The organism is Peribacillus deserti, assembly GCF_002863585.1.
Taxonomy (GTDB): Bacteria; Bacillota; Bacilli; order Bacillales; family DSM-1321; genus Paraperibacillus; species Paraperibacillus deserti_A.
The window spans coordinates 121139-144643 of the sequence record NZ_PGUY01000062.1; the positions used below are offsets into that span (position 1 = coordinate 121139).

The following is a 23505-nucleotide window of genomic DNA, read 5'->3' on the forward strand; positions in this document are numbered from 1 at the left end:
GCGCCTTTCGAGCCGCTCGTCTTATGTCTGGCTAACGCATAAGGGCGACTATGCTTCTGTCTTCGCTGACGCTCGTCAATCAGCAAGTCTTCTTTATCAGGTGTCTGACTTTCTCTTTGATGTGACGTTTTAAGGCATTAATCAGAACGGTGCCACTCCATGAAAACAATTGGAACCATCATTGAGTATCAAATGATTAGGATGGTCGGTTTAGTTGAAACCTATATAAGCACACACTACTTGTATTTTCTTTTTACAGAGTGGTATGGTATAAAAAATGAGTGAATCTGGGCACTCTATTGCCAGCGTATTTGTGCCGGCATATTTGCTCATGATTCCATATCATTGTAGTCAATGATTTTGAGGTGTACACAAAATGAGGCAACGATTTGTTGTAGTGGATTTAGAAACCACGGGCAACTCACCAAAAAAGGGAGACTCTATCATCCAATTCGCTTGTACAGTGATTGAAAACAAAAGAATTGTGGATGAGTATTCCACTTACATAAAACCAGAAAAAAGTATTCCCCCTTTTATTGTAGAACTGACTGGCATAAGTGACGATATGGTTAAAGACGCACCTCTATTTAGAGAGGTTGCACCAAAAATAAACTCACTGCTTGCTGATGCTGTGTTTGTAGCGCACAATGTACTTTTTGATTTATCTTTTCTTCAGGAAGAGTTAAATCAAGCAGGCTTTGAGGGATTCTATGGATCGACGATTGATACGGTAGAGCTGTCCAAAATTTTATTGCCGACTTCAGACAGCTATAAGCTGTCACAGCTGGCACAAGAAGAAAATATCGAGCATGAAAGGCCTCACCAGGCAGACAGTGATGCACGTGTAACGGCTCTTCTGCTCTTGAAATTAATAAATAAATTATATGATCTTCCAAAAGTCACCCTTAAACAGCTGTACCGGCTTTCTTTTTCCTTGAAAAGCGAAATCTCCGAGTTAATCGGTGATTGCATAGCCGATAAAGAGAAAAAAGCGCTGGAGCCGCTGCATGGTATCGAAATTTTCAGAGGGCTTGCCTTAAGAATTCAGGACCAGCCAAAAACGCTAAAAAATGAAGAAGATAAATTGTTTGAATACGAATACGACGCTGAGGCAAAGTTTCAAGATTTACAGCATGCCTTTCCACATGCAGAAAGAAGAGCAGGACAGCTTGAAATGATGAACAACATTTATGACACATTCATTCAGCAGAAACACAGTATCATAGAAGCTGGGACAGGTATCGGTAAATCTTTAGGGTATTTGCTGCCCTCTGCTTATTTTTCATCTAAATATAAAAAGCAGGTTATTATCAGTACATACACACTTCACCTTCAGGAACAGCTGTTAAAAAAGGAACTTCCTGCTTTGAGCAAAATAGTGCCTTTTCCTATTGAGGCACAAATGATTAAGGGCACGAATAATTACCTTAGTCTTGCGAAGTTTGAAAGAGTTCTAAGGCAGAAAGATGATAACTATGATACTTCTTTAACAAAGATGCAGATATTAGTGTGGCTGACACATACACAGACTGGTGACCGTGATGAATTGAATCTAACCAGCGGCGGGGCAAGTTTTTGGGAAAAGCTTCAAACTTCAGCAGGTCTGCCTCAAAAGCTGCAGGAACCATGGGATAAAAGGGATTTTTACAAAAAGGCAAAAGAAGCGGCGAATCGTGCTGATATTTTAGTGACCAATCATGCTTATTTGATCGAGAATGTGACGGGCGAGAATCCTGTTTTGTCTAGGGGTGCTATCCTTGTTTTAGACGAAGCCCATCATTTCAGCAAGGCTTTCCAGACTAAACTTGGCTTTAAAATCAGTTATCTCACTATACGGACCATGATTAACCGGCTCGGGACATATAATCAAAAAATGGTTTTATACCGGCTGGAAAAAATGATGAAGGAAAAAAACCTGGAGGTTCCGACTGGTTCAAAAGCAATCGAAAATGCAATTCAGGATTTTTTATACGAAAGTGAACAACTATTTTACCTTCTGGCTAAATATGGGGAAAAACTTGCTTTAAGTCCCGGCCGGCAAAAATTATCCATTCATTATGATTCCAGAGGGCAGTCAAGGGATCAGAATAATATAAAAATGCTGGCAGAACGTGTAATTGACTATCTTAGACAGATTCGGGAAGCTGCAGATGAAAGAGTCGCAAGCCTTATGAGAAATGGAGACTCACTCGGTAAAAGCCACTTGTATTATGTTACGGAAGCAGCCGGTCTGCTTGATGAATTAGGGGAGCTGCAGGGGTATTTGCGGACCTTTTTTCTAAGAAACGAAAAAGATACCGTGTACTGGGCGGACATTATAAAAAGCGGGAAAAATACAGCTGTTACTTTACTCTCTCAGCCCCTGGATGCTGGAGGGAGCATTCTGGAAAATTATTTGGGGGGATTTACTTCCATCGTGATGACTTCAGCTACCTTGACAATAAATGGTTCGTTTTCATTTTTTATGGAGCAGCTAGGCCTGAAGAAAGAAACGTTCATAACAAAGTCTTACCCATCGCCATTTAATTACATGGATGCCGTTAAAATCATGGTTCCAGCCTCCATGCCTGATATAAGCATAATCCCCCTGAGTGAATATGCTAGAAATGTTTCGGAACATATAACCGCTGCAGCAGCAGGGTCTAAGGGGCGGATGATGGTTCTCTTTACTTCCCGTGAATTGCTGCGAATGACATATGAATTTTTAAGGGAAGAACAGCAATTGGTTGATTTCACTTTACTTGCCCAGGGGATTACCGGTGGAAGCAAGTGGAAGTTGTTAAAGAATTTCCAGGGATTCAATAAAGGGATATTGCTTGGGAATGCAAGCTTTTGGGATGGAGTGGATGTCCCGGGAGATAAGTTGTCATGCCTGGTGATAGTGAGGCTGCCTTTTTCGGCGCCAGATGAACCGGTTAACGCGGCCAGGAATAGGCAGTTAACGGCAGAAGGGAAGAACCCCTTTTCTCAGTATTCACTGCCCGAGGCTGTACTTAGATTCAAGCAGGGCTTCGGGAGATTAATCAGAGCGGAAAATGATAAAGGTGTCTTACTTGTATTAGACAAGAGAATACAGAATACTTCGTACGGGCATGCCTTTCTGGATGCCATTCCAAAAGTCAGGGTCGAGACAAATCCGCTTTCCCAATTGGAGGAATCCGTACGTAAATGGCTGTCGTAACTTCCTTAAAAGGAAGGATCAATGGGAATTTGGTACTGAGTGAAATTGCTGCAGGAGTCATACCTCCTTACCTGTAAAAGGGCGTTAAGGGAGGCTCCGGGAACGCCCGGCAATAGAGAGTCACCTGCAGCGAAAATCGATAGCGTTTTGAACGAGCTAACACTTATAAATACAAAAGCAGCAGCTTATGAGAAAAGCTGCTGTAAAAGTGTGTGTGAGGACTAGAAGTGTTATTGTTTTGGTAGTAAAAATAATCATTTTCTTGTGGTTTTTTCACTCTTATATTATCCGAATGAAGTCATTACTGTTATAATGGTGTTTGTAAATCTTTACTTGTACTTTTATTATGGCCCTTGACTGGGATAATATGAGTGCGATATTTTGTTTAATGCTGGAGGAATATGAAATGGAAAGCAAGATAGAAGTAATATCAACAGTAAAAGTACAGAATTCCCCTGATTTATATAAAATTGTTGATTCGCTGAACAGAACACTGAAAGAGAAAGATCTAATGTTTGGCCTTGCACTTGATGATACCAATAAAGATAAAGCGGTTTTTACGATTTACCGTACATAATGGAAGAGTGAAATAAGTGAAAAAATGGATCATATTTTCAAGTTTAGCCATCATTTGCCTGTGTGCCCTTTCAGCAGTTGTATATTTCAAGGCGATGGAGCCTAAGAGGTCCGCCTTCCAAAAGGCAGAAAGTGCAGCCATAAAAAAAGGGCTGGCCCAAGCTGAGAGCTTTTATCTATATAATGGGACCGAAACATACTATGTAGCAGTCGGCAGAGCAAAGGATGGCAAAAAGAGGGTATATTGGATCCCTGAAAAAAAAGGGAAAGAGATTATCGCCATGGATTATTCGAGCGGCAAATCGAAGAACGATATAATCCGTCTTGTTAACCAGGAGCTGAAACCCGATAAGATCATCTCAGTTAAACTGGGAATGGAGAATGATGTTCCTCTGTGGGAAGTGGTCTATCAGAATGGGTCAAAACAAATGAATTATGAATACTTTGATTTTGAATCTGGTGAATGGCTTAAATATTACCGAAGTATATGATTGGAGGATAAAAGAGTATGTTGTTAGCAAAAAGAGTGCAGGCTTTAACCCCTTCTACAACGCTGGCTATTACGGCAAAGGCAAAGGAAATGAAATCACAGGGCATTGATGTAATCGGACTGGGAGCAGGTGAACCTGATTTTAATACTCCTCAGCATATTATTGAAGCAGCTTCCGCATCCATGAATGAAGGGCATACTAAGTATACCCCTTCCGCCGGACTTCCCATGCTGAAATCAGCGATTGCCGAAAAGCTGAAGAAAGATCAGGGGCTGGAGTATAGTGCGTCCCAAATCATGGTAGCATCCGGTGCCAAGCATGCGCTCTACACTCTATTCCAGGCTATTTTGGATGAGGATGATGAAGTCATTATCCCGATTCCATATTGGGTTAGTTACCCTGAACAGGTCAAACTAGCAGATGGCCAGCCTGTGTATGTAGAGGGAAAAGAGGATCATTCTTATAAGATGACTGCAGAACAGCTTGAAAAAGCCATTACACCCAAAACAAAGGCACTGATACTTAATTCTCCAAGCAACCCAACAGGTATGATTTATTCCAGGGAAGAGCTTCAGAAACTTGGTGAAGTATGCTTAAAGCATAATATATTAATCATTTCGGATGAAATTTATGAAAAGCTTGTATACGGAAACAATGAACATATATCAATTGCTGAACTTTCGCCTGAACTGAAGGAAAATACGATTATTATTAACGGTGTCTCGAAATCCCACAGCATGACGGGATGGAGGATTGGATATGCAGCCGGAAATGAGGTAATAATCAAAGCTATGACAAACCTGGCGAGCCACAGCACGTCCAATCCCACCACAACCGCTCAGTATGGCGCTATCGCAGCATACGAAGGGCCGCAGGATGATGTGGAAACCATGAGACAGGCTTTCGAGGGCAGATTGGATACTATCTACGAAAAACTAGTGACAATCCCTGGAATTACATGTATTAAACCTCAGGGTGCCTTTTATTTATATCCTAATGTACGAGAAGCCGCAGAGAAAACTGGGTATGAGGATGTAGATGCTTTTGTAAAAGCACTTCTTGAAGAAGCAAGGGTTGCTGTGATACCGGGTTCAGGGTTTGGTTCCCCTGATAATATAAGGCTGTCCTATGCTACATCGATGGAACAATTGGAAAAGGCAATAGAAAGAATCGAAACGTTCGTTATTAATAAGATAGGCTAAAGATTAAGGAGGCACCCGCCCCTCGCGGAAAGTGGCGCTCCGAGCAGCAGGCAGTTTAAATCAAGCTAAAATTCTTAATAATTCTATTACTTTTTAGTATTTTTTATAAGAGAACTTACGCAGATTGCCTGGGAAATGAGTCAAGGGTATAATAAACATAATAATGTCAGTTTGTGTAGATTTTTGGAGGGAAATAAACTCGTGAAAACAATGATTAAAGATGTTAGTAAATATGCAGGAGAAGAAGTTACAATTGGCGGCTGGCTGGCTAACAAACGATCCAGCGGCAAAATTGCTTTCTTGCAGCTCAGGGACGGCAGCGGATTTATCCAGGGAGTCGTAGTAAAAGAGGATGTTGGGGAAGAGGTATTTGCTAAAGCCAAAGGGTTGACCCAGGAATCATCTCTATATGTAATCGGGACTGTCCAAAAAGATGAACGCTCCCCTTTCGGTTATGAATTGGTCGTAAAAGATCTCGAAGTTATCCAAGAGTCTAAGGATTATCCGATTACCCCTAAAGCGCATGGTACAGAGTTCTTGATGGATAACCGCCATTTATGGCTTCGTTCAAAACGGCAGCATGCGGTCATGCAAATCAGAAATGAAATTATCCGCGCTACGTATGAATTCTTTAATGAAAACGGATTTTCCAAGGTGGATCCTCCTATTTTAACAGGAAGTGCACCAGAAGGAACTTCCGAGTTATTCGCAACTAAATATTTCGATGAAGATGCCTATCTATCACAAAGCGGCCAGCTTTACATGGAGGCAGCGGCCATGGCACTTGGGAAAGTCTTCTCATTCGGTCCGACATTCCGTGCCGAAAAGTCTAAAACACGCCGCCATTTAATTGAATTTTGGATGATTGAGCCTGAAATGGCATTCTACGATTTCGAGGACAACCTGGAGGTTCAGGAGCAGTATGTTTCTCACATCGTTCAGTCGGTTTTGAAAAACTGTACACTTCAATTAAATACACTGGGCCGGGATGTGTCTAAGCTTGAAAATATCAAGGCGCCATTCCCAAGAATTACGTATGATGACGCCATCAAATTCCTTCATGAAAAGGGCTTTGACGATATTCAATGGGGCGATGATTTCGGTGCTCCGCATGAAACAGCCATTGCTGAAAGCTACGATAAGCCTGTTTTCATTACACACTATCCTACAGGCATTAAACCTTTTTATATGCAGCCAGATCCTAATCGAAGCGATGTAGTACTTTGTGCGGATTTAATTGCTCCTGAAGGATATGGAGAAATCATTGGAGGATCCCAGCGTATTCATGATTATGACTTCCTTAAGCAAAGAATAGAAGAACATCAATTAGACCTGGATGCTTATAAGTGGTATCTGGAACTAAGACAATATGGTTCAGTTCCTCATTCCGGCTTTGGGCTTGGCCTTGAAAGAACGGTTGCCTGGATCAGTGGTGTGGAACATGTCCGAGAGACCATTCCATTCCCTCGATTATTAAACCGTCTGTATCCATAAGAACCATATACTATCCCTAGATTTCGTTCAAACGGATATTAAGGCAGGGAAAAAACAGCATGCGAAAGAAAAGCTCAATGAACCGTTGAGCTTTTCTTTTTTTACTAGGCTATGTTAAAGGTCATTGTTGCTTTTTGTACGATGCTGATCTGCACTGCAGGTGCGGGACTCCTGCGAAGAAAAGCGAGGCAAGGGCAGCCATTAACGCCGAGGAGCTCGGGACCGCCCCGTTAAAAAGCGAGTGCCTGCTAGCTGCAATCAACAATCATGTTTAACAGAGCTTTTCACTAAGGAAGAAACATCGTGTCATACGAGAAAGGGAAAAAAAAACAAAATGACCATTTTTATTGCAATAGAGCATAGGACATATATGTAAATTTTACCCCGCAGTTATTTTCTCATTTTGGCTGAATCTTTCATGGTATAATAAAGCACGAGGTGTCCTACATGTTAAAAGATAATTTTCTTGCTTGGATGAAGGAAGGCAATATTTCGATTCCTTCTTTTCTTTTGTCACATTATAAACGAATGGGTCTTAACGAACTAGAATTAATGGTTTTGCTTCATATACAGCATTATAATGAGAAAGGAAATTCCTTTCCGACTCCCGATCAAATTTCAGAGAGAATGAGTGTTGACAGTTCCCAGTGTTCAAGCCTTTTAAGAAGGCTCATTCAAAAAGGGTTTCTGCAGATTAAAGAGGAATACCGGGAAGACTCAATCCTTTTTGAAATGTATACTCTAGATCCTATGTATGATAAGCTGCTGCAGTTCTTTTTGAAAGTTCAAAATGAAACCTCATCAGTGCAAGTTGAATTAGAAACTGAAGAAAGTCTTTATACAGTTTTTGAAAAGGAATTCGGAAGGCCGCTTTCGCCGTTTGAATGTGAAACCCTCGCCATGTGGATGGAAGATGAACATCACTTTACAATGATTAAAGCAGCGTTGAAGGAAGCTGTCATATCTGGTAAGTTGAATTTCAGATACATAGACAGGATTCTTTTTGAATGGAAAAAGAATGGCATACGAACTCCAGAGCAGGCTAAAACCCACGGCCAGAAATTCAGGCTTCAAAATAGAAGAGAGAAGAAGCAGGATATACCTCAGGCTAATAAAACAGTTCCGTTTTATAACTGGCTTGAACAATAAAAGATTTTCATATACCATTCGGAAATACTCAGTTCTAAGGAGTAATAGACCATGCTAAATCAAACTCAGATTAATTATTGTCTAGATACGATTGGAAACATGTTTCCGGATGCCCATTGTGAGCTTAATCATTCAAATCCATTTGAGTTGGTAATTGCGGTTGCACTTTCCGCTCAATGTACGGATGCTTTAGTTAACCGGGTCACGAAAACATTGTTTCAGAAATATAAAACCCCAGAAGATTATCTAAATGTCCCGCTTGAGGAATTACAGGAGGATATTAGATCGATTGGTCTTTATCGGAATAAAGCCAAAAACATTCAAAAGCTCTGTCGGATGCTGCTAGACGAATATGCTGGAGAGCTGCCGGCAGACCGTGATGAATTAACCAAATTTCCCGGGGTGGGGCGAAAGACGGCAAATGTAGTAGTATCCGTTGCTTTTGGCATCCCTGCCATTGCTGTCGACACACACGTCGAAAGAGTCAGTAAAAGGCTGGGAATATGCAGGTGGAAAGATAATGTTCTCGAAGTAGAAAGTACACTGATGAGAAAAGTGCCAAAAGAAAAGTGGTCAGACACACATCATCAACTTATATTCTTTGGCCGGTATCATTGCAAGGCCCAGTCGCCGCAATGTGAAATATGTCCGCTTCTCGAGCTTTGCAGAGAGGGAAAAAAGCGCATGAAAAGGCTTCAGGCCACATGACCAATTTGATCCTGACTACTCCCGATATTTTGATTGACTCTATTTTTTCAGCGGAGAAAATAGAGCTGTCGAGAGCAGAAATCAGTGTTTGGACAAAAGAGCTGTTAGTCCATCATTATTTTCCTTATGATACTTGTTTCTATAATGGTATTGAGTGCTTTACACCATGGAATCATGCTGACAGTGTCATACCTGACCTGATATCGGTATGGGGAAGTGAGCGCAAGACTCTTGATGATTTCTTTTCCAATCGGCAGTCACAGAAAGCCCTGATTCATATGAAGAGAGCCATTTCTTTATGGATATCAGCACTTTTCTGGCTGAACGGACGTCCAGCTGGAATTCAAAATTGGCCTAAGCTAGTTTCAGAGTTAACGCTCTTACCTATAAACGCTGTCGAACGTTTGTCCTTTGTACTGGAAAGGCCGGCTTTATTTCATTCATACAAGCAGCTTACGATCCTTTTTAATGAACTAGAAAAAATGTTTTACAAAGAATTAGCCATAAAAAAACGTCTAAGCTGAGTGCTTAGACGTTTTTTTATGGCTATAAATCATCTAGATCATGGCGTGCGATAAAATGCATGCCATGATTCTAAATTTACCCGATTCTAGTTATTCATACTATTGCTCTGCCCTTTGTGAAGAAGGATTGCTGCTTCTTTGGTTTTCTTGCTGGCCAGTACCATTTCCTCCGCCATTCTGATCAGAAGGAGGGGTGGTCCCGTCGTCAGGTGGTGTACCCGGCTGTTCAGGCTGAGAGGGCTGAGAGGGATCCTCTGTATTGGCATCATCTTCACCATTTTGAGGTACTCCATTTTCCCCGCCTTCACCTTGCTGATCATCGCCTTGCTGGGCGTCTTCTTCACCGGTGTCCTCCTGATTTTGACCATTTTCTTGGTCCTGGTTCTGGTTCGGATCTTCTTGGGTGTTATCTTTATTTTCTTCCCCAGGAACGGCAGGATCTTCTTCTGTTTTTGGTATTTGAACGGTTGTAGACGCTGAATCGCTTCTGCTGTCACCCGATATTGCCGAAACGGTAAATTTATACGTTCCGCCTGCTTGAGGGTTTTCCATCTTTAACCCATTCTCTTTAGTGACAGTAAGAACGGAATCGGCTCCATCATTCAGAGCAACTTTAACCTCAAATTCGGGTTTTTTCTCTTCACCGTCATAATCCCATGTAAGTGAGATTTGATTAGAATCAGGATCATAAGAAGCTTGAAGATTTCCTGGTCCTTTTGGTTTTTCATACTCCTTAGAGACCTCTGTCGGCTGGTGTCCGCGGACAAAGTATTCATAGCTGATATTGCTTTCAGGCGTATAATCGCTGGCAAGCTTAGGAGGGTTCGAGCCTTGCTCGACTTTAACCTGCACAACGCTTTTCGGCTGTTTGAAATCAGGTGTTTCTTTATCCTGTGATACATATCCCATTAAGTCCCTGAACATTTTTTGAGCAATTTTTTGGTATTCATTTTCGGCAGGGATATAGTCTTTCTTGCTGCCATATCCAGTCCAAATTGCAGCAGTATAGTTCGTCGTGTAGCCGGCAAACCATGCATCCGGAACTGCTGATTCAGGAATGCCAGACTGAATTTCCTCTTCAGAATAATTTGTTGTTCCTGTTTTTCCTGCCACTGGCAGGTCTGGAACATTTGCATAGGAACCAGTCCCATAAGGCGATTTTACAACGCTTTTAAGCATATCGGTAACCATAAATGCTGTACTTTCTTTCATAGCTACCTTTGGTTCTGGCGCTGTTTTAATCTCAGTATTGTTAACCACAATCTTCGTTATGGCATGCGGCTTATTATAAATACCGTTATTACCGAACGCACTGTATGCACCAGCTAATTGAAGCGGTGATATTCCGGGACTAATTCCACCGATAGAGGCGGATTCAAAGAACTCATCCTTTTTGAAGGGCATTCCTAGTCCGTTTGCAAACTCTCTCGCTTTATCGAGACCAACTGCTTGAAAGGCTTTTAAAGCAGGGATATTTAATGAACGTCCAAGAGCTTCCCTGATGGTCATTTGGCCTCTGAATTGGTCATTATAATTATTGATAGGAGTTCCATTTGAATATTTATACGGTTCATCCACAACCTGCTCATAAGTGGACCAGTTTAAATATTCAATAGCCGGCCCATAATCGACAATAGGCTTAATGGTGGAACCAGGTTGTCTTTGAATTTGTGTAGCGTAATTATAGTTTCGCTCACCTTTAATGTTACGACCGCCGCCTAATGCACGGATTTCACCTGTTTTTGTATCAAGCAGGGTAATACCCGCCTGGAATTTTTCATCAGGGAAATTAAACTGGTCGGAAGACATCATCTCGTACACATGTTCCTGTGCTTTTGGATCCATGGTTGTATAAATTTCTAGACCATCCGTGTATACATTGTAATCTCCCATGTCTTCTACTTCGTTAATGACATGGTCTATAAAGGCGTTATATGGTTCTGTATTCTTTTCTCTTTGTTCTTCTTTCACTACAAGCGTCTTGACAGGGGAAGCTTTCGCTTTAGTCAATTCAGCATTGCTGATATACCCGTGTCTTTCCATAAGCGTCAGCACGACATTTCTGCGTTTTTCTGCTTGGTCCGGGTTGTCAAATGGTGAATAATTACTTGGACTTTGTGGAAGCCCGACTAGGGTGGCAACCTCTGGCAACGTTAAGTCCTTTAGAGGTTTATTAAAGTACGTTTTAGCTGCTGTCGAAATGCCATATGCACCTTCACCATAGTAGATTTTGTTCACATACATTTCAAAGATTTGTTCTTTTGTGTACTTGCGTTCAATCTGCAGCGAAATCCAAAGTTCCTGAACTTTACGTTTTATCGTTTTTTCAGGAGTTAAAAAGGATCTTTTAACTAACTGCTGTGTGATCGTACTTGCACCCTGGGACCCAAATCCATTGGTTATGTTGGCGACTACCGCACTTCCTAGACGGCGGAGGTCTACGCCATGATGCTCGAAGAAGCGTGCATCTTCTGTAGCGATCGTTGCATCTACGACGGACGGAGGAATTTCATCATATGGGATATATTCCCGATTTTCTTTTCCGATCTCTTTAATCAATTTCTTGTTCTTATCATAGATCTTTGAAGATACTGGATCCTTCAGCATACCCTCGCTGAGCTTAGGTGCTGTAGCAGCAAAATAGGCGAATGTTGCGCCTCCAAGTACCATTCCTGTTATACCTAGTGCTATCAATAAAAGGAATACGCGCTTAAACATCCCAGCAGGCTTTGCCTTGCCTTTCTTTTTATTCTTCGCCTGTGTCTGCTGTTTTCGGCGCTCTTCTCTCGTTTTATAATCTTGAGCCATTATAGCTACCTGCCTTTCTATACGGAAAAAAACTAAAAGTATGATGCATATAGCTGTTCTATTATCTTAATATAGTCAATTCTAGGCTGAAAACCAAGCAGAATACTAGAGGAACATGCTTCCACCTCTGGTTTTGCAATGGATTTCCGGCCGCCGGCCAGCATACGCTCCCAGAATTGAATTAAATCCTCTGCTTTCATTAAAAAGATTTCCTCATTCGCCGTAAAGCGGAGAATGACGAAAGCAATTGCCCCCTGATCCATGACTGCCTGCATATGCTCAATCTGGTGGGAATGAAAATTTTTTAAAGGAAAAGAGGAAGGATTTTGTGTTTCTTTTGCTTCAAAATCGATATATCTCCCTCTATACACACCGTTATAATCAGTTGTTGATGTTTGTTTAAAATACGCTTCCTTAATGACAGCCGCACTTCTTTTCGGGTAGTGAACGTCCACGATTTGTACGGGTGTCGGTTTTTTATGAACAACTGCAATTCCATTGGTTAAATAATATTCATTCGATGCATTGATGTCTTCCTCTAAAGTCATTCCCCGATTGCTAAAATTCATTTTTTTTACGGGTGTTTTCACTCCCGCATCCGGCCTTGAAACAAATTTCCGCCCATTCGGATAATTAAAAGCCAATCTGTCCCCTCCTTAACCACTCATAATATAATAGCAAATATTATCTTAAAGGGGTGAATAAAACGTATAAATTCGCTTAAGCTACATAAAAGAATAGCATTTAATTAGATTTAAGGGGGATGTTCTTGAAATATTTAAATAATCCTCCACTCATCCTAAATGAAGACAACATTTTACATGATATTCGAAGTGTTACCGGCTACAAAAATAGGGATAACATATCTCGTACGGCTGCGTACCAGCAATTTTTCAGGGCATATCCTGAAATTAAGTGGTCGTTTCTAGCCAGTATGGTTTCAAGGAATGCTGGATGGAATATGTGTGACCTCGAAGGCTTCTGGCTCCCGAGGGCATTATCTGATGATTATCGGAAAACGTTATTCTTAACTTACGAACGGGCAAACTGGCTGATTTTTGATGATGCATATCCCCAATTGCTGCTCTATCATTATTCGACGAAAATAGGGAAGCCAATGTTTCATTTATGCAGAAAGTTTAATATTTCTGAATATATAGAAAGAGAATGGTTATTCTTTTGGGAGCATCGGGATCAAGAAAGATTGATGACTGCTCTGATCGTAAATGAACAAAACTTGATTGAACAGCCCGTACTTCAACATCCTTATTATAATAACTGGGTATTTAAATCGTTCAGCTTCTTATTTCAGGACTGGCTGCATTTCAGCACGGTTTTATTTCCAACCATGGATGGCAGGCTTTATGGATTAAGTGCTTATAATTTTAGGAACCTTGATTCTAGAATTGAACTAGGAAAGAAGCTTGGTTCTATTCTTTTTTCTAAGGAGCTATATCCACATTTCCTCCATTTCACAGTTTGTACGGAGCATACGGGATCGAGGAACGACTATGAACAATATTTTCCCTATAAAAAAACAAGGGAGACGCCGTTTCTAAGAACCGTTTATCCTGTTATCAATCATCATAGAAACGGGACAGAGTTATGGGATACACATCGAAAAATTAAAAAAAAATGGCTTATTGAACAAAGTGTAGAAAAGGCAGAATTGACACGCTGGTATAAATCAAAGCAGAAGCAATTGGAAGCAGGTGTAGCCGTTTTCAGCCTATTAATGAGGAAGTAATAAGTTTGAAAGGGTATAAATACAACGTAAAAATCCCTGCCGAAATATGGTCAGGGATTTTTCAGTGATCTTATTCCGAAGGACGGTTTGAACCGGTCAGTTTTTTATCTCCATAGCCTGGAGCGTTTTCTTTTGTTTGATTTCCAGATTTTTTATTGGTTTCTTGCTTTTTCATGCCTAACACCTCCTGTTTTTAGCATTTGCAAGGAGACCGTTTTCATTCTTGGATGTCGAAAAGAGGTTGTTGATAGGGCTTTAACACTTTCTTTGGCGATTCACTTCTAGTTTTGTCACTGATGGAGGAAGTTTATTTTTCATACAGAATATTAGGAGTAAAGATAGCCTGGGAGGAATAAAATATGGCTGAAAAATTGGTTTCAAAAGACAAAATCTTAAAGATGCTATTAGAAATTAATGACCAGCTTGAAGTGTTAGAAGACACGCTGGGAATAACTGCTGATAAAGAGAAAGAGGAAATCTGGAGGGATAGCTCTGAAATCATGGATAATGCTCAGAAAATATATAGCGGGACTGCACAACTTCTGCAGAGGATAAACGGATCTAGCAGCAGGGAGCGAAAAACACTGGAAATAGGCTCTGGCTTGGAACCGTATTTAGTAAGGGGCTGACATTGTAGAAACTGAAGTTTAGATCTGGAATCTTTAAACTTCCTTTGCCAAAAGGTATAGTAATAATAAATGGCCGAAGGAGGGTGTTTTTTTGGAGAATAGACGAAATAGGTTAATACAATCAACAGAAGAGCTGCTAGAGCTGACAGATCAAATCGAAACTATATTTAATCAAGTGAAAGAAGATAAACAGGAAAGAGACTTTTTTGAAGAAGTACGGCCTTTTGCAGAAGCAGCAAAAACTCTTACCGATCAATGGATGGAATTGGCTCTGGAATATGTTCGGGAGGAAAATCCAAAGCATATTTACAAGGAACAAATTGAACAGGCTGGAGAGCTGATTTCAACATGTTCAGTCCAGGCTTTTTTTCCATCAACGAGTTTAAAGAGATTTAAAAATCAGCTTCAATCGATCCGTTATACCCTTCAAGCTATACTGCTTCATATAAAAGACAGATAATTAATCTTGATGAATAAGCACAGGGGTACTTCTTCCTGCATAGTTATATATCAGCTAATACCATGAGAAGGGTGGAGCACTCATGATGATAGGATCTCCTTTCAACTATAACAGTCAAGATCCGGGATATATAAGGAATGCAGTACCCCCTGGAAATTATAGCGTGTCAGCCCAAAATTATCTTCCCGTGATGCCGCATTATAACAACCCGATAATGAATTTCCAGGGGAATGCTTATCAGCCTTATTATCAGCATGCAGACAGCAATTTTGGGCAGCCTTATATGAATGAGCCCTATACAGGCCATATGAACCCTTTATATGGACAGCAGCCATACACGGCAGGGATGCAGCAGAATTTCCCAGTTCTGCCTAATTCTTATCAGAGCCACTATCAAGGGAATGTGAATCAGGCACCTTTTGTGACTTCGGCTCAAGCGGCGGTGAATCCCTTTGAAAACCCGCTGAATGTACAGCAGGGTAACAATTATGGGCCTGCAAAACAAACGGCCCCAATACCGGCCAATCCATACCCGACGCAAAACTTTATGCAAAAGCAGCAGAAGCAGGGGATGTCATCCATCCTAAATCAATTTAAAACCCAAGATGGGTCGCTGGACATTAATAAGATGATGTCCACAGCAGGTCAGATGATGAATACCATGAATCAAGTTTCTTCTATTGTAAAAGGGTTCGGAGGAATGTTTAAGGTTTCAACCTGATATGATTTTATCAGACCTAGAGCTGTGGAGCATCCACGGCTTTTTTGCTGTGCAGGATAAAGGATTGATACCTGGAAAGGCAGCTGGGAACATAAAGAAGCCTGTTTGATAAATCAAACAGGCTCTTGTTATTTGCTGTCAGAGACTTTCGTTAAAGGGTCTAGCTATTTAAAGAATGGTTCCCATGTATTATCGCTATTTCTGTGTGCATGGGCTTTTGATCGGTCCAGCTTACTCATTAATCGAGATTCTTTTCCCTTTAATTTTGGGGATGATTATTACAAGAAGCCCGTCTTTGTGATTGGCTGTAATATCTTTTTCGTTGATCGGTTTATGAAATGAAACAGTTCTAGACAATTTCTTAAGAGACTGTTCACGATGTATACTAGTGGTCTTGTCATTTTTTTTCTCAAGCTCTGCATGATGGGTAACTGTAATAATGAGAGACTGTTTAAGCATTTCAATATCGATCTGCTGGCGCGAAATTCCAGGAAGCTTGGCAGTAACCAAATAGTGTTCATCAGCTTCCTGAACTTCCAGCGGGAAAGAACGTTCAGAAAAAGAAAGTGTAAATAATTCATCCATGGATTGTAAGATGCCTTTTATCGGTTTTTCTGAAAAGAATGCATCAAAAGCACCCCTCAGCTCTGAGAACTTTTCTTTTCCCTGTGGCTTCGGGGATGAGTTTTCCGGCGGTAACATTTATTTTTCTCCTTTCTTAGACAGCATATCTGCTGAAGTTAATCCCAGCATTTCATTTTTATATCAGGCTATGAAGAAACCCCATGTCCTGTGACCAGATATATCTGTTTATAAAAATCATCGGAAGGGAAAAGTATTTCAAAAAACAGAACTGAGGTGCTGGCAAATGTCTGAAACGCAACCCATAAGAAAGAGCGGTTTATCATATATAAAAGAAGGAAAAGGGGATGTACTGATATTCCTTCACGGATTTTGCGGCAGTGCTCATTACTGGGATGAACTTATACCATTATTAAGTGACGATTTTACCGTCATTTGTGTAAATTTAAGGGGGCATGGGGGAAACCAAGCAGAAGACACCGCTTTTGAGATTACAGATATGGCGCGGGATTTGTATCATTTTATCTCTGAAAACAGCTTGGACCAAGTGTATATGTTCGGGCATTCCCTCAGCGGCTATATCTCCCTGGCATTCGCAGAGCTTTTCCCTTCAAAGCTCAAAGGATTCGGACTCATCCATTCAACAGCTTACCCAGATACAGACGAAGCCAAAGAGGCAAGAATTGAAAATATAAATCTTATTGATGAAAGAGGACTCGAAGCCTTCGTTGATCGATTGATCCCTAATCTTTTCTCTAAAGACTCCCTCGCCCAGTTGAAAGACAAGGTAAGCAAAGTAAAAGAAATCGGCTATGCAACAGATGTAAATGGCGCGAAGGGAGCGCTGATGGCTATGAGAAACCGTCCGGATCGAAACTATGTTCTACGCGAAACATCCAGACCGGTTTTACTGGTTGCCGGCGAAAAAGATAAAGTGGCTCCCCCCGAGAAGGTTTTTTCAGTTGAAGACAGCCACATTAAAACAGAGCTGCTGCCTAAAGCCGGTCATATGGGGATGCTGGAGACACCGGAAGAACTGGCTCGTATCATTAAAAATTGGATCAAACTAACTGAGCTTAAGAAATAAAGCAGCATGAACTCCCGATGGATACGGGAGTTTTTTTACAGGAGGGTTAAAGGTCATTTTAGTCGAGTGGCTGGCGTTATGTGTAAATATTCGCACCAGTCGGGGGACCTTCGGGAAATGCAGGGAAAGGGCGACCGCGTAGGCGTGCAGTGTGCCCGGACGAAAAGCGATAGCACTTCGCTGTACCTGACGGCCAAGTTTAATAGCGAAGTGGGAACTCAAAAATTCAGGAGAACCAAGGGACTATGATGAACACAGACACAAACAGTGGAGAAATACGAGTCAATTTGAGGAAATAAGCACATCTAGTAAAAGATAAGCATATGGAAGAAAAGTTAAACATATATGGCTTGAGAGTAGCATTTAGAGAGGAGTTTAGTATAGATGGCATTAGAGAAGAATTTGGACAAAAGTATGGCCTGAGAGAAGCACTTGGAGGCAGACTAAGCATATATGTCATGAGATAAGCTTTGGAGGAAAGTATATATACCAAAGAGAAGCCTCTTAATGAAAGGCTCTTTTCTAAAAGATTGTTGTTTTTTAATAAGTTTTGTTGCATCACCTTTAAATCAGGTTTATTGGAGCGTAAAGATGCTAGACTCCTGCGGGAGCACCGGGACAGGTGAGAGGAGGCTCACCGCCCGCCCCGCGGAAAGCGATCATGCCCTTTCGCTTCAATCGACCTCTTGTACCATAGAAACAAAGTTTGCGAAAACAGCCTAAGAAAAGATAAGCATATATGGCAAGTGAGAAGCATATGGTCGAAAAGAGAAGCATAGGCTGGCAGCACATAAGCATAAAACTACAAAACATAAGCATATAAGTATTAAACACAATCATAAGCATCCTTAACTTAAGCATAAACATTAAAAACATAAGCATAAGGCATTGAGCAAGTCTCTGAATCTAAACAAAATTAAGTTAAATCCTTAAAATCCCTGTAAAATACTCTAGCAAATTAAATGAGAATCCCGAAAAGCGGTGCCTAGAGGACGAAAGCACTGCTTTTTTAGCGTTTTTTCGATAAAAAAGATTCAAAATTTATTAAAATGGAGCTTTTCTTAATCATTATGAATCCAAGGCGGTGTTATAAGCGGGCGGACATGAAAGGCGGTGCATTCCAGATATTAAAAGCCCGATGAAATAGCATTCCGAAGATTGTATGAAGTATGACAAAAAGATTAGAGATCATCGAATTATAAAAAGTCCCTATTACATTACATCTATCTGTTATTCCCCTTGTTTTCCCCCTTATTAAATTCTAGGCTCCCTTTAAATCGTAAATATTTATACCCAAACCGAGCAATTCTAAAGAAAGAGAAATATACTCTAATGAAGCTGAGGTCATCAGAATTACTAAAGCCTATACTTACATTGCAGCCGGACATACAGGAGCGTAAAAGATGACATCATTCTGGATAAGTGTCTTGGTCTTCTGCAGTATGCAGCCTCTTTGTTTTGTACTCTATTAAAGCACCAAACCAATAGTTTCCAATCTTTGTTAATACGAACAGCTAGTCAGCCAAACAAATATTCGGTAAACTATAGGTATAAAGAGGTGGAACGATGTTTAGAAAAAAATCACTTTCCGAATTAATAGAAGGCTTGAGAAAGAATGAAAATATAATTAATTGGCATGAAATAGAGCCTCAGGAAGCAAAAACAAGGGAAATGCCTGAAAAAGTAGATAAAAGAATCAGTGCTGCCCTCCAAAAAAGGGGGATCAATGAGCTGTACAGCCATCAATATACAGCCTTTCAAACCCTTCAACAAGGAGAAAATATTGTTGCAGTGACCCCTACAGCTTCTGGAAAAACTCTGTGTTATAACCTTCCTGTCCTTCAATCCATTGCTGAGAATGACGCCAACCGCGCTTTATACATATTTCCGACAAAAGCTTTAGCCCAAGACCAGAAGAGTGAATTAAATGAAATCATCGACGAGATGGGAATAGATATCAAAAGCTATACCTACGACGGAGATACATCGCCAGCAATAAGGCAGGTGGTCAGAAAGGCTGGACATATCGTTATTACGAACCCTGATATGCTTCATTCGGCCATCCTTCCGCATCATACCAAGTGGGTAAGTTTGTTTGAAAATCTTAAATATGTTGTAATCGACGAATTGCATACGTACCGAGGGGTCTTTGGGAGCCATGTAGCGAATGTGATCAGAAGGCTGAAAAGAATCTGTAAGTTTTATGGGAGCAGTCCTATTTTTATCTGTACTTCCGCAACGATCGCCAATCCAAAGGAATTAGCAGAACAGCTCACAGGTAATCCTATGCGCCTGATTGATGACAATGGGGCACCGAGAGGGCGGAAACATTTTGTGTTTTATAATCCCCCAATTGTCAACAAGCCGCTGAATATAAGAAAAAGTGCAACGGTTGAGGTCAATCAACTGGCCAAAGAATTCCTTAAAAATAAGATACAGACAATCGTATTTGCCAGAAGCAGGGTGAGAGTCGAAATTATACTCAGCCACATACAGGAACTGGTGAAAGACCAGCTGGGGGCAAAATCCATTAGAGGATACAGGGGCGGTTATCTTCCTAAGCAGCGAAGGGAAATAGAACGGGGCTTGCGGGAAGGAGAAATACTAGGAGTAGTCAGTACGAATGCATTGGAATTAGGAGTGGATATTGGCCAGCTGCAGGTCTGTGTGATGACCGGTTACCCAGGCAGCGTGGCAAGTACCTGGCAGCAGGCAGGCCGCGCCGGAAGAAGACATGGTGAAGCTCTCATATTAATGGTAGCCAGTTCGACACCGATTGATCAATATATTGTTCAGAATCCTGAGTACTTTTTCGAACGATCGCCGGAGTCAGCCAGGATCAATCCTGAGAACTTGATCATCTTAGTGGATCACTTGAAATGTGCAGCCTATGAACTTCCATTTAAGGAAAATGAAGAATTTGGCCCGCTGGACGTCAAAGAGATCATGGAATATCTGGTTGAAGAGAGAATCCTTCACCACAATGGAGAAACATTCTATTGGGCAAACCAATCGTTCCCGGCTGGTAATATCAGTCTTCGTTCAGCTTCTCAGGAAAATGTTGTAATCATTGACCAGTCAGAAACAGCAAATGTAAAAATCATTGGTGAAATGGATCGGTTCAGTGCCATGACACTTCTTCATGACGAAGCAATCTACTTGCATGAAGGCGTACAGTACCAAGTGGAAAAGCTGGATTGGGACCACAAAAAAGCTTATGTCAGAGAAGTCGATGTAGAATATTACACAGATGCAAACCTTGCAGTACAGCTTAAGGTTCTAGAAATAGATAAAACCATAAGCCGTCAGAACACCTCTGTTCACTATGGCGATGTCACTATTAATATTTTACCAAGCATTTTCAAAAAAATTAAATTGACTACATTCGAGAACATTGGCTCCGGCCCGATATATCTGCCGGAAGAAGAACTTCATACAAGTGCAGCCTGGATGGAATTAAAGCAATCCGATCCAACGCTCGGTGAAAAGACACTGGAACAGCTGTTAATGGGAATAGCAAATGTACTTCAGCATGTGGTCCCGGTACATGTAATGTGCGACCGAAATGATATTCACGTTGTATCACAAATCAAAGCAAACCACACAGGCCTTCCAACAATATTTTTATATGACCATTACCCTGGAGGCATCGGACTGGCGGAGGATGTTTATAAACGCTTTGAAGATGTTAAGGCTGCTGCAAAAAACCTCATTGAAAAGTGCCGGTGCCAGGATGGCTGCCCTTCCTGCATAGGAACTGAAATTGAAGGGATCAAGGCGAAGAAGAGAAGTATTGAGCTTTTAGACCAATTTTAAAAGATTACTAGTATTCATAAGAATGAGCTGCCATGAAAAAGGCGTACCTCCAGTCAAGGAACAGTTTGCTTATCTTATATTCTAGGTATCCAAGAGATAAAAAATCGACGAGAAGATACCCTGGCGAATAAAGTTTGAAAAGTGAGTGGATTAGATGTCATTAAAAGCTAAACTTGGCCGTTTAAAGGGGCATATGAACCTGCCGCAGGAAGAGCATCCCCTTCCTGTGGCAGAACAGCAAGTCATACAGACAGAACCCCTGGAGATTCCTTTTCTGGAAAAATGGACTGAGAATGATACCCATGTATATAAAATGGAAGATGAGTATTGTTTTATTAGAGAAGTTCACTATGATATGGATCATCAGCACGGGATTTATACATTACACGATGCAAAGAAGGCGGTCGAAGCCTGGAACGAGGTCGATTACAGCCATCCTCTGTCTTCAAAGGGCATCCAGGCAGAGGAAATGTTCTTTTTTGATACCGAAACCACTGGCCTTGGTGGAGGAACGGGAAATACCATTTTTATTCTTGGATACGCCTTTTTCACAGACCGCGGGGTAACGGTAAGGCAGCACATTCTTCCTAACCCAGGTGCGGAAATTCCTCTCTATCAGAGCTTCTTGGAAAAAGTAAATTACAATACACTGGTCACATATAACGGAAAAGCGTTTGATTGGCCTCAGCTTAAGACCAGGCATACGCTGATCAGGGAGCATGTTCCTAAACTGCCCCAGTATGGTCATTTTGATTTATACCACGCCTCACGAAGGCTGTGGAAAAACGACCTGGAGAAAGTTAAATTAATAAACGTGGAGAAAAATATTCTGGGTATTGAGCGGCAGGACGATATGCCTGGATACCTGGCCCCATATATATATTTTGATTATCTAGAGAGAAAAGATCCTAAAGGTTTATTTGGCATTATGAAACATAATGAAATAGATGTGCTTACTCTTATTACTCTATATACCCATCTTTCCGTGCAGCTGCTGCAAAAAGAAGGCTCAGACCTTTCATCCTATGAAGTAGCCAGATGGTATCTAGGACTCGGGGAGAAAGAAACAGCCATCAAAGCGTACAATAAGGTGTTAGAGGCAGACAATGCTGTGCAGCGCATATCAGCCCTCCATGCCCTCGCATTTCAATGGAAGAAAAACAGGGAGGAAGAGAAGGCGCTGAATGCATGGCATAAGGTTGCCGAGGAGGGTATTTTAAAGGAGCAAATCGAAGCTTGTATTGAACTGGCGAAGATCTACGAACATTCACAAAAGAACTATGTCAAGGCTATCCAGGTAACTCAGAATGCGTTGTCTCTTTTTCCTCCAGACCAAAAGGAAAAAAAGGCTGCTGCAGACTTGAAATGGAGACTGGTCAGGCTTTCTAAAAAAGCTGGCCATACTAAGGAATAACCGCATGTAAATATCTTCACAAAATCCCAAAAAGTAATTGTCGCAATTTGTTAAAGTGTGTAAAATATAAACGAAAATATACTCATTCATCAAGCGGGGGCTATCATGTATAAAGCGATCTTAGTTTTGTTTTTTGTTGTTGTTTGTTTAACGGCGGTTGTATTTTCCACTCTGAAGGATAACTTCTACTCATTTTTGCTTTAAAATAGGGCAATTAACCAGTACACGAACGTCCTGTTCATCATAATCTGTAATTGTAAGTTAAACTTTATGATGAAAGGGGAAGCTTTATGGAAAAGAAATATCCGACCCAAGTAAGCCCTGCATACCAGCCGCCCGCTCCAGGACCAATGGGGCCAATGGGACCACAAGGACCGATGGGACCCCCAGGACCAATGGGACCGATGGGGCATATGGGGCCTGCAGGACCAGCGGGATCCCCAGGACCAATGGGGCAAATGGGTCCAATGGGACCACAAGGCCCGATGGGACCAATGGGGCCACAAGGACCACAAGGACCTCCAGGACCGGCAGTGTTACCTGCTCAGGTGAGTCCAGCTCAAGTAGGCCCGACACAAGTGGAAGCTCCAGTTGTCAGCCCGACGCAGCAAAATGTTCAAGAAAATATCATTAACCATATTGTTCCGCATATTCACCCGTCAAATACTACTATTGTGAATACACATGTATTCAAACACCAGCATTTTTTCCCGCATACGACAAATGTCGTGAACCAGGCAGTGAATCAGGAGTTTATCTGCGGACCAGGTCCTGTGGCGCCAGCAATATTGCCGGCATGCCCGCCGCCATGCCCGCCTCCGTGCCCGCCGCCTTGTCCGCCAAGACCTAGATGCTGGTTTTAATAATTAAGGGCTGAAAAGCCCTTAATTTTTTATATTCCCACAAAGAGAAGAGG

At 41.4% G+C, this 23505-nt stretch carries 21 protein-coding genes; 17 read left to right on the top strand and 4 right to left on the bottom strand.

Features of this window, described 5'->3' with window-relative positions; translation table 11 throughout:
* The first annotated feature begins 376 nt into the window (after positions 1-376).
* From dinG to CUU66_RS19285, 8 genes are all read left to right on the top strand, one after another.
* Positions 377-3181 carry an ATP-dependent DNA helicase DinG gene (gene dinG / locus CUU66_RS19250; RefSeq protein WP_101645025.1) on the top strand — a complete coding sequence of 935 codons (2805 nt, stop codon included), beginning with the start codon at positions 377-379 and terminating at the stop codon, positions 3179-3181.
* Positions 3182-3587: 406 nt separating this feature from the next.
* Positions 3588-3758 carry a YpmA family protein gene (locus CUU66_RS19255; protein WP_101645026.1) on the top strand — a complete coding sequence of 57 codons (171 nt, stop codon included), beginning with the start codon at positions 3588-3590 and terminating at the stop codon, positions 3756-3758.
* 16 nt (positions 3759-3774) lie between these two features.
* Positions 3775-4248, top strand: a complete 474-nt coding sequence (locus tag CUU66_RS19260; protein WP_101645027.1) for a cell wall elongation regulator TseB-like domain-containing protein — start codon at positions 3775-3777, stop codon at positions 4246-4248.
* Between the two features lie 17 nt (positions 4249-4265).
* Complete coding sequence (locus CUU66_RS19265) at positions 4266-5450, top strand: pyridoxal phosphate-dependent aminotransferase (protein ID WP_101645028.1); 1185 nt, start codon at positions 4266-4268, stop codon at positions 5448-5450.
* A 210-nt stretch (positions 5451-5660) separates the two neighbouring features.
* The gene (asnS, locus tag CUU66_RS19270; RefSeq protein ID WP_374703016.1) at positions 5661-6944 is read left to right on the top strand and encodes an asparagine--tRNA ligase; all 1284 of its coding nucleotides are present in this window, start codon (positions 5661-5663) and stop codon (positions 6942-6944) included.
* Between the two features lie 447 nt (positions 6945-7391).
* Positions 7392-8093 carry a DnaD domain-containing protein gene (locus CUU66_RS19275; protein ID WP_101645030.1) on the top strand — a complete coding sequence of 234 codons (702 nt, stop codon included), beginning with the start codon at positions 7392-7394 and terminating at the stop codon, positions 8091-8093.
* A gap of 51 nt (positions 8094-8144) precedes the next feature.
* Positions 8145-8801 (top strand): endonuclease III, encoded by a 657-nt coding sequence (gene nth / locus CUU66_RS19280; protein WP_101645031.1) that lies wholly within the window; start codon positions 8145-8147, stop codon positions 8799-8801.
* Positions 8798-9325 (top strand): YpoC family protein, encoded by a 528-nt coding sequence (locus CUU66_RS19285; RefSeq protein ID WP_101645032.1) that lies wholly within the window; start codon positions 8798-8800, stop codon positions 9323-9325. Before nth ends, CUU66_RS19285 begins: the two co-directional genes overlap by 4 nt.
* Before the next feature lie 99 nt (positions 9326-9424).
* On the opposite strand, the gene CUU66_RS19290 is transcribed toward CUU66_RS19285, so the two are convergent.
* Positions 9425-12133, bottom strand: coding sequence for a PBP1A family penicillin-binding protein (locus CUU66_RS19290; protein ID WP_101645033.1), 2709 nt, complete (start codon positions 12131-12133; stop codon positions 9425-9427).
* Between the two features lie 32 nt (positions 12134-12165).
* On the bottom strand, positions 12166-12777 hold the full coding sequence (recU, locus tag CUU66_RS19295) for a Holliday junction resolvase RecU (RefSeq protein WP_101645034.1): 612 nt from the start codon (positions 12775-12777) through the stop codon (positions 12166-12168).
* Positions 12778-12896: 119 nt separating this feature from the next.
* On the opposite strand from recU, the gene CUU66_RS19300 reads away from it, so the two are divergent.
* Positions 12897-13880, top strand: a complete 984-nt coding sequence (locus CUU66_RS19300) for a DUF2515 family protein (protein WP_101645035.1) — start codon at positions 12897-12899, stop codon at positions 13878-13880.
* A gap of 70 nt (positions 13881-13950) precedes the next feature.
* Here CUU66_RS19300 and CUU66_RS24600 read toward each other — a convergent pair whose 3' ends face one another.
* A complete protein-coding gene (locus tag CUU66_RS24600) occupies positions 13951-14055 on the bottom strand; it encodes a spore protein (RefSeq protein WP_219622801.1) in 105 nt (34 codons plus the stop codon).
* Positions 14056-14239: 184 nt separating this feature from the next.
* Here CUU66_RS24600 and CUU66_RS19305 point away from each other — a divergent pair, with 184 nt between their 5' ends.
* The 3 genes from CUU66_RS19305 to CUU66_RS19315 all read left to right on the top strand — a co-directional run bounded on the left by CUU66_RS19305 (position 14240) and on the right by CUU66_RS19315 (position 15690).
* Positions 14240-14509, top strand: coding sequence for a hypothetical protein (locus tag CUU66_RS19305; RefSeq protein ID WP_101645036.1), 270 nt, complete (start codon positions 14240-14242; stop codon positions 14507-14509).
* Positions 14510-14600: 91 nt separating this feature from the next.
* On the top strand, positions 14601-14969 hold the full coding sequence (locus CUU66_RS19310) for a YppE family protein (RefSeq protein ID WP_101645037.1): 369 nt from the start codon (positions 14601-14603) through the stop codon (positions 14967-14969).
* A gap of 82 nt (positions 14970-15051) precedes the next feature.
* Positions 15052-15690, top strand: coding sequence for a YppG family protein (locus tag CUU66_RS19315; protein ID WP_257968067.1), 639 nt, complete (start codon positions 15052-15054; stop codon positions 15688-15690).
* 231 nt (positions 15691-15921) lie between these two features.
* Here CUU66_RS19315 and CUU66_RS19320 read toward each other — a convergent pair whose 3' ends face one another.
* The gene (locus CUU66_RS19320; protein ID WP_101645038.1) at positions 15922-16392 is read right to left on the bottom strand and encodes an Hsp20/alpha crystallin family protein; all 471 of its coding nucleotides are present in this window, start codon (positions 16390-16392) and stop codon (positions 15922-15924) included.
* Between the two features lie 166 nt (positions 16393-16558).
* On the opposite strand from CUU66_RS19320, the gene CUU66_RS19325 reads away from it, so the two are divergent.
* The 5 genes from CUU66_RS19325 to CUU66_RS25050 all read left to right on the top strand — a co-directional run bounded on the left by CUU66_RS19325 (position 16559) and on the right by CUU66_RS25050 (position 23452).
* The gene (locus tag CUU66_RS19325; RefSeq protein WP_101645039.1) at positions 16559-17359 is read left to right on the top strand and encodes an alpha/beta fold hydrolase; all 801 of its coding nucleotides are present in this window, start codon (positions 16559-16561) and stop codon (positions 17357-17359) included.
* 323 nt (positions 17360-17682) lie between these two features.
* Positions 17683-17826, top strand: coding sequence for a hypothetical protein (locus CUU66_RS24380; RefSeq protein ID WP_180955356.1), 144 nt, complete (start codon positions 17683-17685; stop codon positions 17824-17826).
* Between the two features lie 1099 nt (positions 17827-18925).
* Positions 18926-21175, top strand: a complete 2250-nt coding sequence (locus CUU66_RS19330) for a DEAD/DEAH box helicase (RefSeq protein ID WP_101645040.1) — start codon at positions 18926-18928, stop codon at positions 21173-21175.
* Positions 21176-21329: 154 nt separating this feature from the next.
* Positions 21330-22589 (top strand): ribonuclease H-like domain-containing protein, encoded by a 1260-nt coding sequence (locus tag CUU66_RS19335; protein ID WP_101645041.1) that lies wholly within the window; start codon positions 21330-21332, stop codon positions 22587-22589.
* Between the two features lie 290 nt (positions 22590-22879).
* Positions 22880-23452: a CotD family spore coat protein gene (locus CUU66_RS25050; RefSeq protein ID WP_180955357.1), complete on the top strand. Its 573-nt coding sequence runs from the start codon at positions 22880-22882 to the stop codon at positions 23450-23452.
* The last annotated feature ends 53 nt before the right edge of the window (positions 23453-23505 follow it).

Bases quoted from the DNA above. Each gene is read 5' to 3' on its own strand.
- nth (WP_101645031.1), top strand. From the start codon at position 8,145: ATGCTAAATCAAACTCAGATTAATTATTGTCTAGATACGATTGGAAAC.
- CUU66_RS19300 (WP_101645035.1), top strand. From the start codon at position 12,897: ATGTTCTTGAAATATTTAAATAATCCTCCACTCATCCTAAATGAAGAC.
- CUU66_RS19275 (WP_101645030.1), top strand. From the start codon at position 7,392: ATGTTAAAAGATAATTTTCTTGCTTGGATGAAGGAAGGCAATATTTCG.
- asnS (WP_374703016.1), top strand. From the start codon at position 5,661: ATGATTAAAGATGTTAGTAAATATGCAGGAGAAGAAGTTACAATTGGC.
- CUU66_RS19265 (WP_101645028.1), top strand. From the start codon at position 4,266: ATGTTGTTAGCAAAAAGAGTGCAGGCTTTAACCCCTTCTACAACGCTG.
- CUU66_RS19285 (WP_101645032.1), top strand. From the start codon at position 8,798: ATGACCAATTTGATCCTGACTACTCCCGATATTTTGATTGACTCTATT.
- CUU66_RS19325 (WP_101645039.1), top strand. From the start codon at position 16,559: ATGTCTGAAACGCAACCCATAAGAAAGAGCGGTTTATCATATATAAAA.
- CUU66_RS24600 (WP_219622801.1), bottom strand. From the start codon at position 14,055: ATGAAAAAGCAAGAAACCAATAAAAAATCTGGAAATCAAACAAAAGAA.
- CUU66_RS19335 (WP_101645041.1), top strand. From the start codon at position 21,330: ATGTCATTAAAAGCTAAACTTGGCCGTTTAAAGGGGCATATGAACCTG.
- CUU66_RS19255 (WP_101645026.1), top strand. From the start codon at position 3,588: ATGGAAAGCAAGATAGAAGTAATATCAACAGTAAAAGTACAGAATTCC.
- CUU66_RS25050 (WP_180955357.1), top strand. From the start codon at position 22,880: ATGGAAAAGAAATATCCGACCCAAGTAAGCCCTGCATACCAGCCGCCC.
- CUU66_RS24380 (WP_180955356.1), top strand. From the start codon at position 17,683: ATGGAAGAAAAGTTAAACATATATGGCTTGAGAGTAGCATTTAGAGAG.
- dinG (WP_101645025.1), top strand. From the start codon at position 377: ATGAGGCAACGATTTGTTGTAGTGGATTTAGAAACCACGGGCAACTCA.
- CUU66_RS19320 (WP_101645038.1), bottom strand. From the start codon at position 16,392: ATGTTACCGCCGGAAAACTCATCCCCGAAGCCACAGGGAAAAGAAAAG.
- CUU66_RS19330 (WP_101645040.1), top strand. From the start codon at position 18,926: ATGTTTAGAAAAAAATCACTTTCCGAATTAATAGAAGGCTTGAGAAAG.
- CUU66_RS19305 (WP_101645036.1), top strand. From the start codon at position 14,240: ATGGCTGAAAAATTGGTTTCAAAAGACAAAATCTTAAAGATGCTATTA.
- CUU66_RS19315 (WP_257968067.1), top strand. From the start codon at position 15,052: ATGATGATAGGATCTCCTTTCAACTATAACAGTCAAGATCCGGGATAT.
- CUU66_RS19290 (WP_101645033.1), bottom strand. From the start codon at position 12,133: ATGGCTCAAGATTATAAAACGAGAGAAGAGCGCCGAAAACAGCAGACA.